This window comes from Patescibacteria group bacterium (assembly GCA_028716665.1).
Taxonomy (GTDB): Bacteria; Patescibacteriota; Patescibacteriia; order UBA2591; family JAQUPP01; genus JAQUPP01.
On sequence record JAQUPP010000002.1, the window covers coordinates 1 to 12,587 of the forward strand.

Annotated in this window: 14 protein-coding genes, 5 tRNA genes and 2 rRNA genes; 20 read left to right on the top strand and 1 reads right to left on the bottom strand. The window is 36.1% G+C overall.

Annotated elements, in window-relative coordinates; genetic code table 11:
- The 11 genes from PHF10_03035 to PHF10_03085 form a co-directional block, all read left to right on the top strand.
- Positions 1-177 (top strand): 23S ribosomal RNA (locus PHF10_03035); the annotation flags it as partial.
- A 64-nt stretch (positions 178-241) separates the two neighbouring features.
- Positions 242-350 (top strand): 5S ribosomal RNA (rrf, locus tag PHF10_03040).
- A 92-nt stretch (positions 351-442) separates the two neighbouring features.
- Positions 443-769 carry a hypothetical protein gene (locus PHF10_03045; protein MDD5534705.1) on the top strand — a complete coding sequence of 109 codons (327 nt, stop codon included), beginning with the start codon at positions 443-445 and terminating at the stop codon, positions 767-769.
- A gap of 111 nt (positions 770-880) precedes the next feature.
- Positions 881-1,099, top strand: coding sequence for a hypothetical protein (locus PHF10_03050; protein ID MDD5534706.1), 219 nt, complete (start codon positions 881-883; stop codon positions 1,097-1,099).
- Between the two features lie 91 nt (positions 1,100-1,190).
- A tRNA-Ile gene (locus PHF10_03055) sits at positions 1,191-1,262 on the top strand.
- 25 nt (positions 1,263-1,287) lie between these two features.
- Entirely contained in the window at positions 1,288-1,545 is a 258-nt protein-coding gene (locus PHF10_03060; protein MDD5534707.1) for a hypothetical protein, read from the top strand.
- Positions 1,546-1,588: 43 nt separating this feature from the next.
- Positions 1,589-1,665, top strand: a tRNA-Ala gene (locus PHF10_03065).
- 40 nt (positions 1,666-1,705) lie between these two features.
- Positions 1,706-2,971, top strand: a complete 1,266-nt coding sequence (locus PHF10_03070; protein MDD5534708.1) for a serpin family protein — start codon at positions 1,706-1,708, stop codon at positions 2,969-2,971.
- 44 nt (positions 2,972-3,015) lie between these two features.
- Entirely contained in the window at positions 3,016-3,585 is a 570-nt protein-coding gene (locus tag PHF10_03075) for a hypothetical protein (protein MDD5534709.1), read from the top strand.
- A gap of 23 nt (positions 3,586-3,608) precedes the next feature.
- A complete protein-coding gene (locus PHF10_03080) occupies positions 3,609-4,166 on the top strand; it encodes a methyltransferase domain-containing protein (protein ID MDD5534710.1) in 558 nt (185 codons plus the stop codon).
- Between the two features lie 9 nt (positions 4,167-4,175).
- Positions 4,176-4,565 carry a YraN family protein gene (locus PHF10_03085; GenBank protein ID MDD5534711.1) on the top strand — a complete coding sequence of 130 codons (390 nt, stop codon included), beginning with the start codon at positions 4,176-4,178 and terminating at the stop codon, positions 4,563-4,565.
- Positions 4,566-4,624: 59 nt separating this feature from the next.
- Here the strand turns inward: PHF10_03085 and PHF10_03090 are convergent, their stop codons facing one another.
- A complete protein-coding gene (locus tag PHF10_03090; protein MDD5534712.1) occupies positions 4,625-7,021 on the bottom strand; it encodes an ATP-binding protein in 2,397 nt (798 codons plus the stop codon).
- A 269-nt stretch (positions 7,022-7,290) separates the two neighbouring features.
- On the opposite strand from PHF10_03090, the gene nusA reads away from it, so the two are divergent.
- The 9 genes from nusA (at position 7,291) to PHF10_03135 (ending at position 12,549) form a co-directional block, all read left to right on the top strand.
- Positions 7,291-8,523: a transcription termination factor NusA gene (gene nusA, locus PHF10_03095; protein MDD5534713.1), complete on the top strand. Its 1,233-nt coding sequence runs from the start codon at positions 7,291-7,293 to the stop codon at positions 8,521-8,523.
- Positions 8,524-8,599: 76 nt separating this feature from the next.
- The gene (gene tig, locus PHF10_03100) at positions 8,600-9,898 is read left to right on the top strand and encodes a trigger factor (protein MDD5534714.1); all 1,299 of its coding nucleotides are present in this window, start codon (positions 8,600-8,602) and stop codon (positions 9,896-9,898) included.
- A complete protein-coding gene (locus tag PHF10_03105; GenBank protein MDD5534715.1) occupies positions 9,874-10,425 on the top strand; it encodes a metallophosphoesterase family protein in 552 nt (183 codons plus the stop codon). Before tig ends, PHF10_03105 begins: the two co-directional genes overlap by 25 nt.
- Before the next feature lie 51 nt (positions 10,426-10,476).
- A tRNA-Gly gene (locus PHF10_03110) sits at positions 10,477-10,551 on the top strand.
- A 160-nt stretch (positions 10,552-10,711) separates the two neighbouring features.
- On the top strand, positions 10,712-10,966 hold the full coding sequence (locus PHF10_03115) for a GIY-YIG nuclease family protein (GenBank protein ID MDD5534716.1): 255 nt from the start codon (positions 10,712-10,714) through the stop codon (positions 10,964-10,966).
- A 23-nt stretch (positions 10,967-10,989) separates the two neighbouring features.
- A tRNA-Leu gene (locus PHF10_03120) sits at positions 10,990-11,072 on the top strand.
- Positions 11,073-11,088: 16 nt separating this feature from the next.
- Positions 11,089-11,170, top strand: a tRNA-Leu gene (locus tag PHF10_03125).
- Between the two features lie 189 nt (positions 11,171-11,359).
- On the top strand, positions 11,360-11,863 hold the full coding sequence (locus PHF10_03130) for a hypothetical protein (GenBank protein ID MDD5534717.1): 504 nt from the start codon (positions 11,360-11,362) through the stop codon (positions 11,861-11,863).
- A 194-nt stretch (positions 11,864-12,057) separates the two neighbouring features.
- Complete coding sequence (locus PHF10_03135; protein ID MDD5534718.1) at positions 12,058-12,549, top strand: hypothetical protein; 492 nt, start codon at positions 12,058-12,060, stop codon at positions 12,547-12,549.
- Positions 12,550-12,587: the final 38 nt, after the last annotated feature.

Genomic DNA, 12,587 nt, shown 5'->3' on the forward strand with positions numbered 1-12,587 from the left:
GCTATGTTCGGTACGGATAAATGCTGAAAGCATATAAGCATGAAACCGTCTCTTAAATTAGGTTTCGTAGCCGCAAGGCAATAGACTCCCGGAAGATTACCGGGTTGATAGGCTCTCGGTGTAAGTCCAGTAATGGATTTAGCTAAAGAGTACTAATCAGTCGAATTTCTAATTCACCACTTAGTTCACAAAAGTAAGTGTTGTGCATTATTTAATTTTTATTTTTCGATAAAATATATTTCTCGGTGTCTCTACCGGATAGGCAACACCTGTTCCCATTTCGAACACAGAAGTTAAGCTATCCAGGGCTGATGGTAGTCCTTCGGGGCGAGAGTAGGTCGATGCCGAGTTTAAAAATAGATTCCTTTACGGGAATCTATTTTGTTTTTTATTATTAGTGCTATAATTAAATTACTTAATTATAACTTAATTTAAAAAATTTATGGAAGAAACAAATCAAAAGCCAACTCAGCAAAAAAATACAGGCATGGCGATTATTGCCTATATTATTTTTTTCGTTCCTTTACTCACCGACGCGAAGAATGATCCTTTTGTCAAATTTCATGTTAAACAAGGATTAACTCTTCTAATTACTGGAATCATTGTATGGATATTAAGTTCTTTTCTTCCTTGGAGTTTATGGAGAATTGGCCAATTGCTTGATCTTTTTGTGTTTGTTTTGATGATTATCGGTATTATGAATGCTTCCAAGGGGGAAGAAAAACCATTGCCGATTATCGGTAAATTTGCTGAAAATTTTAAATTTTAATTTATCTAAATTTAATTATTCAATCAACTCCGCGCTCTCAAAAGCGCGGAGTTGACATTTTTAAATTTAATGTTATTCTTATAATTAAGGCGTTCTTTAAAGGAGGAAAAAATGAAAGAAAAATATCCGAAAGATAAAAAGAAGCGCACTGTCAATCTGAAAGAAATAATCGCAGGTCTTCATTGGTGTCCGCAATGTCAAGAACTTGTTTCAGTAAACACTTTTGAAGATGAAGACAATATGCATATTAATTGTTCAAAATGCAAAAATGAGTTGATAGTGGTTAACTTTTTACGTTATTTTGATAAATTTCGGAAGAGGTTAAAATAATTTAAATTAGCCCCCTATAAATTAGGGGGCTATAATTTTGACAAATTGAGTTAAAATGCTAATATAGTTTTATCGCTATTTAATTTTTGACGGGCGCATAGCTCAGTGGTAGAGCACGACTCTTATAAAGTCGGGGTCGATGGTTCGATACCATCTGCGCCCATTTCTAACTTTTAAATTTAAATTTTATGTCTCATTTTTTTGCCGGTCTCGGAATAATTGCTGTCGGAGTTATTTTGACTTTAAACAGTGAATGGCTTTTACGAACAATTGGTCCGGTGGAATGGGCTGAACAAAAATTGGGCGGTGACGGCGGCAGTCGGTTATTTTATAAATTATTGGGTTTGGCGGTTGTCGTACTTGGACTTTTTGTAATCAGCGGAATTTGGGAAGATATTTTAAATGGCATTGCCAAACTTTTCGGCTTGGCGGGAAATAATGAATAGTTTTTTAAAAAGAATTAAAAATTCTTTGATAATTTCTATGTGAGGGCCGGTAGTCTCAGCTGGTAGAGCGCCTCGTTTGCAACGAGGAGGTCAGGGGTTCGAGTCCCCTCCGGTCCACCAAATTAATTTAGAAATAATTTCAAAATAAAATTAATTATATATGAATAAAAAAATTATTATTTTAGTAATAATCATAATTGTTTTTGTCGGGGCGAGTATTTATTATTTTAAAAATCAAAAACTTACGCCAACTCCCGCGCCTGTTATTGATGACAAAGGATCGACACCGGAAGGAATAAATTCAATAATAAGCGCAAATAACCAATTCGCCTTAGATCTTTACTCGCAATTAAAAAGCAGCGAGGGAAATATTTTCTTTTCACCATACAGTATCTCAACCGCTTTGGCGATGACTTACGAAGGAGCGCGCGGGACAACCGCGGAAGAAATGCAGTTAGTATTTCATTTTCCCGTTGATAGCAATTTGCGAAGATCTGCTTTTGCGGCAATTCACAATCAAATCAATAAGCCGGACGCAAAATACCAACTTAGTATTGCCAATGCTCTGTGGGCTCAAAATGATTATAAATTCTTAAATGATTATCTTGCAACTTTAGAGCAATATTACGCAGGAAAGGCGACTAATGTTGATTTTAAAAATTCAACCGAAGCATCAAGACAAACAATAAATAAATGGGTAGAGGATAGAACCAATGACAAAATAAAAAACTTGTTTCCTCAGGGTTCTATAGATAGTATGACCCGCCTTGTTCTCACAAACGCGATTTATTTCAAGGGAACATGGATTAAGCAATTTGAAAAAAATAAAACCAGAGATGAAGATTTCCGGGTAAGCCCCGCGAATACAGTCAAGATTTCAATGATGCAACGAGCAGATAAAGACGCGAAATTCAATTATACGGAAACAGATGATTTACAAGTCCTTGAAATGACTTATAAGGGGGACAAATTATCAATGATGGTTTTGCTTCCAAAGAATGAAGATTTATCATTATTTGAAAATTCAATGTCCTTGGAAAAAATAAACGACTGGAAAAGTAAATTACAAGAACAACGCGTTGATGTATTTATGCCAAAATTTACTTTTGACATGAAATATTTTATGAATAATACATTGGCGAAAATGGGTATGCCTACGGCTTTTACGAGTAATGCTGATTTTTCAGGCATGGACGGAACAAAAAATTTATCAATTCAAAATGTAATTCATCAGGCTTTTGTTGATGTGAATGAAGAGGGTACCGAAGCAGCAGCCGCGACCGGCATTTCAATGGGTATAACTTCCGCCCCGCCACCACAAAAAATTCCTGTCTTTCAAGCAGACCACCCATTTATATTTGTGATTCAAGACAAAGATAATGGAAATATTTTATTTTTCGGCAGAGTTTCAAATCCTAATAAATAAATTTTTTTAAGCGACGAAGTTATTATTAAATTAATAAATAATTTATGAATGTGATTTTATTGCAAAGCATTTATTTCTTTTTAATGTCTTTCGCGCTCGCGGTTTTGGAAATTCAAATTGAAGGTCCCAATGGCTGGGCAGCCAAGATACCGACTTGGCGACCGGGCAATGCGCATTGGCTTGGACGTCTTTTTAAAAAAGTTAATAAAGGTGAAGAATTGACCGGTTATCATCTTGTGTTGATAATTTTTCTTCTTTTAATGTTCCACTGGCCGTATTTGTGGTTTGCGAAATGGTCGCTCGCCAATGAATTGCTGCTGATGGGATTTTTTGTTTTCTTCACCGTGGTCTGGGATTTTCTTTGGTTTATTTTAAATCCGCACCACTCGCTTAAAAAATTCGGCCCGCTCCAAGCGACTTGGCACAAAGTTTGGATAGGCAGACTACCAATTAAATATGCAGTCGGAGCCATCGCGGCCGCAGCTTTATTTTGTCTTGCTTCTTTTGTTAGCGGAATATCGCTTTTAATCGGTTTAGAGAATTTTTTGATTCTCGCCGCGGTTAATGTATTTTTTACTCTTTTGACAATTATTTTTTATCCCAAAACTTTTTAAATAAAATATTAATATTAAAATATATGGATACAACAAAAATTCCCGGAGGAAAGGAATTAATTGACTCCAAAACATTATTGGAAAAAATCGGCATTGCCGAAAAAATGGCGGTGGCCGATCTCGGCTGCGGCCGACGCGGATATTTTTCTTTGCAAGCGGCGAAATTAGTCGGTCCTCAAGGCACGGTTTATGCCGTAGATATTATCCAAACCGCGCTTCAAAATGTGGAGAGTATGGCTAAATTATTTGGGATTTCAAATTTAAAAACAATTTGGGCCAATCTGGAAATTCCCAGCGCGACTAAAATTCCAAATGAAATTATTGATTTGGTAATGATTAATAATGTGCTTTTTCAGACCAAAAAAGGGGATTCTATTCTTAAAGAAGCGGCCAGGATTTTAAAAAAAGGCGGCAAACTTGAAGTCACTGATTGGAAAAAAATCGCCGTTCCTTTCGGCCCGGTGGCGGAAGAAAGAATAAGCCAGGAAGAAGTCAAGAAATACGCTCAATCCGCCGGATTGAAATTTGAGCAAGAATTTGACGCCGGACCGTATCATTACACTCTTGTTTTTGTAAAATAAATAATCGGAATGAAAACCCAAAAGCAATTATTGGGAAATTTGGGAGAAGATTTAGCGGTTGAATTTTTGGAAAAACAGGGATATAAAATTATTGAACGCAATCTTAAAACCGGGAGAGTCGGAGAGATTGATATTATAGCTCGCAAAGATGGTGAGCTTATTTTTATTGAAGTTAAAACAAAATCAAATCATGAAACCGGTCTGCCGGAAGAAGAATTTAATTTTCACAAAAAGAAAAAAATGCAGCGGGCGATTCAAAGTTATTTATGGAAAAATAATTTTCAAAACGAGCCCATCCGAGTTGACCTGATCGCCATTGATGTTCTAAAACAATTTTTGCCGGATCAAAAACCGGAAGTAAAAATCCGCCATTATCCGGATATGCCGATTTTTGAGTAAAATTTAAGTAAAAAAAGGAGCCCGTATCAATTTGTTGATACGGGCTCTATTGTTTTATTCTAATTCTTTTTTTTCTTCCCCCAAAGCAATTGAGGGGTGTCTTCCTTGATCGAATTGTACATTTCTTTCATTACTCTCAGTATTTTCTTGTGGACTTCTTTAATTTCTTTCCCGGTTAAAATTTCTATTGCCTCATCAATAGTTTTAACCGCATAAATATGGAATTTTTTGTTTTTAACCGCCTCAACTATATCTTCCCTGAGCATCAAATCTTTCAGATTGGCGTTTGGTATAATCACACCCTGGCTGCCGGTCAAGCCTCTTTTATGGCAAACATCAAAAAATCCTTCAATCTTTGTATTGGCTCCACCAATGGGTTGAGCTTTACCTTTTTGGTTCATTGAACCGGTAATAGCCAAAGATTGTTTGATAGGTACTCTGGATATGGCGGAAATAAGGGCGGCTGTTTCAGCTAAAGTTGCCGAATCTCCCTCAATTTCTCCATAGTTTTGTTCACTGCATAAACTGGCTTTCAGGCAAAATGGAATTTTTTTGGCAAAAGTTCCATTCATGTATCCGCTCAGGATTAAAACCGCTTTATCAAAGATTGGTCCGGTTAAGCCTACTTCTCGATCAATATTAATTACCCCTCCTTCACCAATGGAAATTGTGGCCGTAAATTTACCCGGAATACCGAATTCATAATCTCCAGAAGTACAAATTTCTAAAAAATTAATTTCTCCGGTTTTTAACCCTCTTGTGTCTACGAAAAAAATATTCTTTTCTATCATTTCCTGATATCTTCTCTCTTTCAAATTGCATCTCCGTCTTTTTTTCTCAATAGCCATTTTGATATGAATATCTTGAACCGTTTTATTGCCCATGTCCTTTGCCCAATAATTTGCTTCAATCATCAGGTTGCCGATTTGACCGAATTTTGTAGACAGTTTTTTTTGATCTTCAACCTCTCTGGATCCGTATTCAATGATTTTTGCTATTGCTGATTTTTCAAAACTGAGTAAATTATTTTTTTGAGAGTAATCAGCTACAAATTGAGCATAACCCTTAAGATTTTCAGGATTAAGAGTCATTGTTGAACTGAATTCAGCCTTAATGTTGAAAATTCTGGTAAAATCATGATCATATTCAACCAATAAATTATAAATCTCCGGTTCACCGATAATAATCACCTTTACATTAATCGGCACTGAATCAGGATTGAGCTCAATTCTTTTTTCATACCCGATATATTCGCCCACATCTTCTATTTTTACCATGTTATACTCCAAACACTTTTTTAGTTTTTTCCAGATAACGCCATCCAAATCATCCATTTTGATTATCAAATATCCTCCGTTAGCCTTGATTAATGAACCCGGCTTGATTAACATATGATCGGTAATCAATTCTCCTTCAACTTTTTGAAGATGAATTTGTCCAAACAGATTGAGATAGGTCGGATGTTTTTCCACAATAACCGGCGGACACTTTTGATCACTGCTGTCAACCAGAACATTAATTTGAAATTCCGGAAGATATCCCTCATTTTCAGTGCTAAATTTAACCTCTGTTCCTTTTGGTATTTCATTTCCATTTGACGGCGGCATGAAAAAATCAATATGAGTCAGAGTAAAATCTTGGAGCCCTGTCAGATATTTTTGAATAATAGGATTCAAGCAATCTTCAAGTAGGGGAGAAAAAAGATTGTTAACTATTTTTTTGATTTCAGATTCCTCAAATTCCATTATTTTTGCCTCGCCTTCTTTAAGTGTCTCTCGCATTTTTCTGATCATTTCATTTACTGCATTTATCAATTCTTCTCTTTTTATTACAAGTTCTTTCCTTTCTTTGTCCTTTAATTGATCCATTTCGTCCCCGCTCATTATCGTATTCGGATTTTTTTTGGATATAGGTAATACTTCAAAACCGTAGCCATTCTTGCTTGGAATCAGAGCGAACCCAAGTTTAAGACATTTATTCTCCAAGTCTTTTTTTAACCCTTCTATTCTTTCGTTTGGCCCCTTTGCGATAATATGTTTTTTGGCCAAATGCGCCTCTTCTCGGAGAAGAGCAGAAATTTTTTCGATTAGAGCGTCTGACAGAGACATCATTTTTCCTTGGAGTTTATTCCCTTCGCCTTGAGACAAGATAATTAAAATAGGGTTAGCTTCATCATCAAAATTGTAAAGATAAACTAAATCTTGAGGATGATAACTTTTTGATTGTTCTTGGCTGGTCTTTTTGCAAGATTCCAAGGTTGATGTTACTCCACCGCTATTATGTTGTCTTGTAACAAAAATATGACCGGGGATGTTAATTCCAAATTTAATCGATTCTTTCGCTTCCGGTTGGCCCAAGAAAGGCAAGAGAGGCGTTAAATCTTTTAAATCAGGCAAGCTACGAGGGTTAATATTGTTTCTCAACTGCTGGTGTGAAACTTCCTTAACTCTTTTCATTTTTCCTCCTTTTTTCAATGAACTGAACTTAGTTATAATTATAGGTAAATTTTCAAAATCGTCAACCCCCGCCTAAATTTTTTTGCAAAAAACTTGGGCGGGGTCAACCCCTAAATTTTGAAATATATTCTGGTGTTTTAAGCAGGTGTGGATAAAAACATTTTCAATCTCTTGCTTTTTTACTTATTTTAAGGTAATATAAACATATAAACTAGTTTAGAAAATCTAAACTAGATTTTTTCTTAAATTTATTTTTTAAAATTAAAATTATGGCTTCACCAATTTTAGCGGCAATCGATCAGATTTGCCAAGAAAAAAAACTTTCCAAAGAGCAAGTCGTGGGCGCAATTGAACAAGCGCTTAGTGCTGCTTATCGGAGAGATTTTGGTCAAAAAAATCAAGATGTTAAAGTTGAATTTGACCCGGAAACCGGAAAAATGCGGGTTTTTGACATTAAAACCGTAGTTGAAGATTTGCCGGAGATAGAAGATGAATCTGCGACAGAAGAAGTGGCGGTTAAAGAAAAAAAGACCAAAAAGAAATCAAAAAAATCCGAAGAAGAAGTTTTGCCGGTTGAACCTCAAGAAGAGAAAGAAGAAAAACATTTTAATCCGAGAACCGAACTTCAACTTTCCGATGCAAAAAAAATCAGCAAAAAATATAAAATAGGGGATATTATAAAAACAGAATTGGAAATTCACAGTGATTTTGGCCGAATCGCCGCTCAAACCGCCAAACAAGTCATTGTTCAAAGATTAAAAGAAATTGAACGAAGCGCGGTATTTCAAAATTATAAAAGCCAAGAAAAACAAGTGGTTGACGCGGTTGTCCAAAGGCTGGAAAGAAATGTTATTTTGATTGATTTGCAAGACGCCACGGCTGTTTTGCCTTATACGGAGCAAGTTCAAGAAGAAAGATATTGGCCGGGTCAAAAAATAAAAGTTTATATTTTAATGGTTTCTGAAACCAATAAAGGGCCGGAAATCATTGTTTCGCGCCGCCATCCGGATATTTTGAAAGAATTATTCAGATCGGAAATCCCTGAAATAGCTTCCGGCACGGTGGAGATAAAAGTTATTGCCAGAGAAGCCGGTTCGCGTTCCAAAATTGCCGTTTTCACTTCGGAAAAGAATTTGGATCCCATTGGTTCATGTATTGGCCAAAAAGGAGCGAGAATTCAAACCATTATTTCTGAAATCGGCGGAGAAAAAATAGATATTATCGAATATTCCGAAGATCCTAAAAAGTTTATTGCCAATGCTCTCGCGCCGGCTAAAACGGTTTCGCTTAAAATTGATGAAAAAAATAAAGAAGTTTCCGTTAAAGTCAGGAAAAATCAATTATCTTTGGCAATTGGACGAGCCGGACAAAATGTCAGACTTGCTTCCAGATTAACCGGTTATAAAATTGAAGTTCAACTTTCCGAAGAAGAGGAAGTTGAAGCAACCACAGAAGAAGTTAAAAAAGAAAAATCTGAATCATCTGAAAAAGAATCCGAATAAAGTTCTTATGATTTAAAAAGTGCCGCGTTTTTGTTGTAATTATTTCGCGGTTTTTGTCATATAATTAAAATAATTTATGAATTTATCAACAAAAAAACTCCCTAAAAATTTATTGGAAATTAATATTGAAATGTCTCCGGAAGAAATGAAAGAATTCTACGACAAAGCTCTGGAAGATTTGGCAAAAGGTTTGAAAATTGACGGTTTTAGACCGGGCAAGGCTCCCGCGAATTTGGTTAAGCAAAGCATAGACGAGGCGAAAATTTTGGAACAAGCAGCTGAAGAAGCGATGAATCGAAAATATGCCGAAGTTATTGAAAAAGAAAAAATAAATCCGGCCGGTCCGCCAACCGTTGAAATCAAGAAATTGGCGCCCGATAATCCATTTGTTTTCAAATTAACCGTTCCTTTGATTCCAAAAGTTAAATTGGGAAATTATAAAAAAATTAAATTTCAACAGAAAAAAATTGAGATACCTCCCAAAGATTTGGAAGCGACTATTAAAAAATTACAGCAATCCCGAGCCGCAGAAACTCTGGTCAGTCGCGAAGCGCAAACAGGCGATCGCGTGGAAATTGATTTAAATTTATTTTTAGACAAAGTGCCATTGGAAAACGGCCAAGTTAAGAATCTTTCCATTATTCTCGGCGAGGATTATTATATCCCCGGTTTATCAAAAAATTTAGAAGGATTAAAATCAGGGGAAACAAAAGAATTCAGCTTGAAATATCCGGCCAATCATTATGATAAAAAATTAGCCGGCAAGGATATAGAATTTAAATCCAAGGTTAATAATATTTTTCAAATTGACTTGCCGAAACTTGATGATGAATTCTCAAAATTATTCGGATTTCAAACTTTTGTTGATTTGGAAAAACAAGTTCAGGATACGCTTGAAAAAGAGGCAAAATCAAAAGAAGAACAGCGCCAAGAACTGGAAATTTTAAAACAGCTGGCCGAAAAAGGAGATTATGAAGAAATTCCGGAAATTTTAATTGAGCACGAATTTGAAAAAATGATTGCAGAATTTACCATGTCGCTTCAAGAAGAAGGTTTCGGACAAGGAGGCGAGGGTGATATTTTTCATAAATATCTTGAAAGTATTCAAAAAACCGAAGAAGAATTTAAAAAAGGATTGCTTCCCAAAGCGGAAGACAGGATTAAAGTATCTTTGGCTATTCGGCAAATCGCCATTCTTGAGAATATAGAAGTTAATGATCAAGACGTTGAAGAGGAGATTGAAAAATTATCCAATTTGTATCAGAATAAAGAAGAGGTACTGGGAAATATAAAATCGGAATCTGGTAGAATTTATTTAAAAAACTTTTTGACCAATCAAAAAGTGATTAAATGGTTGAAAGAACAAAATTCATGAAAATAGCTATTATTTCAGACAGCCACGACAATGTCCCAAATTTGGAAAAAGCTCTGGCCATAATAAAAACTCAGGGTGTTGATTTGATTATTCATTGCGGAGATTTGTGCGCGCCTTCAATGCTTTCTAAAGTAATTGCCCCGGATTTTCAAGGAGAAATTCATATTGTTCATGGCAATGTCGGTGATCCGGATTTGCTTGAAGAAATCGCTAAAAAATTTCCAAATGTAACAGTCCACGGAAAAGTTGGAGAGATAGAGATAGCCGGCCCGGGGATGAAAAATAAGAAAATTGCTTTTACTCATTTCCCAGAAGAAGGAAAAAAATTGGCCGAAAGTAAAAAATATGACATTGTTTTTTACGGGCATACTCACAAACCATGGGAAGAGACCCTTCGACTGGCTCAGGACAAGAAGTGCCGACTGGTTAACCCCGGTACTTTGGCCGGAATGTTTTACAAAGCTACTTTTGCCATTTATGATACAGAATCTGACGAATTGGAATTAAAAATTTTAGAATTGTTGTAAATTTTGTTTGGTTGACAAAAATCTTACTTTTAATATAATATCAATTGAAGCGCGGGTGTCGTATAACGGCTATTATGCAACCTTGCCAAGGTTGAGAAGGCGGTTCGACTCCGCTCACCCGCTCCACCACCAGAATGGCAATAAATGCTTGTCATGTATTTTTAAAAAAAGATTAAATTATAGAGAAAGTAAATATAGATTTATTTATTAGAAGAAATGTTTCCGCATTTATAAAAATACATTGCCATTCAGGTGGTGGAGCCCGCTCCAAAACTTCCAACTGATTATGTTCTATGTATATTTATTAAAAAGTAAAAAAGATAAAAAATTATACATCGGTTTTACTGACGATTTAAAAAAACGTTTTATAGAACATAATAAAGGATTAGTCAAAGCGACTAAACCGAGACGTCCATTTGAAATAATTTATTACGAATCATATAAATCCAGAGAAGACGCCAAACAAAGAGAGTCTCGATTAAAAAGATATAGCCGGGCTTATCATCAGCTTAAAACTAGAATAGAGAAAAGTCTAATTTAAATATTTAGGTAGTACATAATTCTGCCGCCGTGGTGGAACGGTATACACGACAGACTTAAAATCTGTTGAGCGCAAGCTCGTGTCGGTTCGAATCCGACCGGCGGTATTTTTTTTACAAACAGGCGGACGTAGCCGAACTGGTATAGGCGCATGGCTTAGGACCATGTGGGGTAACCCGTGTGGGTTCGAGTCCCACCGTCCGCATAGTCAAGAAAATTAATCAGTGATTTTAATGTTCATTTATGACAAAAATTTTTGTAAATTTTTGTTTTTTTTATTCACTTGACATTTTCGAAAAATATGCTATTATTTATAATACTATCTGAAATCTCAAGATAGTTCCTAATTAAGGAGGAGTTCGCACCTTAAAAATGAAATAAGAAGGAGGGGAAAATGGAAAACGATGGAGAATTAGGTATCGTGGCATTTGCATTTGGATCACCAAGCACCATAAATTCAAATAAGGAAATTTCCCGCATTGCCTCGCAGAAAGCACTTGAAGTCAAGGCTCCGGTATTCACTCAACTCGATATTCGCGTTGAGCCGGAAGTTAAAGTGGAATATATCAGTGAAGAATTTAATGATCCTCCGCCAACCTTGCGAATTGCACGAGCAGCCGTAAAATGGGCGAAAGAGAAAGGGATTAAGTATCTTTTAATTGTGGCGGCCAAACCGCATTTATGGCGTTGCAAGAGAGATCTTACGCAGGCAATTTTGGAAACAAAAGCAAAAATAACAGTTTGGGTTTGTGATGAAGAAATTAATTCATATCCGGAAGATTCATGGTTTTGCCAGGATTCCACTCAAGAACGGGTTCGGTCTCGTAAATCATGGTGGAAAAGAGAAGGGATTCTAAATTTTTTGCCTTTTTTCATTTACAAATTAGTTGCGAAATAATTAATCGAGCTCCTTGTGGTTTTACCACTCGGGGCTCATTTTTTTATTTTTAGGGGGTTAACCCTGAGCCCGTCGAAAGGGTTGACATTTTCGAAAAATATGCTAAAATTAAAATATTATCTGAAATATATGGATAATTCCCGACACGAGGAATTCGTGGAAAACAGAACTTTGAAAAGGAGGGTAAAAACATGATGGTGCAAAAATTAATTGTGGAAGTGGATTCAATGGAACCCTTTGAACGATATTTGCGGCTTGCTATAAAAACGGTTTTAAGCTCGCAAGAGGAGTTGGCGGTTAAAGTTATAGATCGCAAGGATAAGGATCTTAGTCTTCATTTGCCGCCGGTTATCAGTGACCAAACCAAGCATTTCCCGGTCATTTTTATTGGTGGTTGGTATCGCCCGAAAAATGGCGAGAATAATTCTTACTTTAATGGCTATGGGCCGTGGACAACTTTTCGCGGAGAGACATCAATTAATGATGCAGTCTATCACATTAAGGGATTACTTTATAAACAGGGCAGAGTTTTGGCAACAGAGTTTATAAAGAAATTCGGTGATGGTTATAATGAAGGCTTTAATCGTTCTGATGGTTCGGTCAGTCTTGGTTTTGAGATTCGCGATTGCGGATGTTCCCCGGAATGGTTGGCTATTTCCGTCGTCCATATATACCATGGAAAGTAATTTTACGAAATTTATAACGCCGTTACTCAATTAAGTAG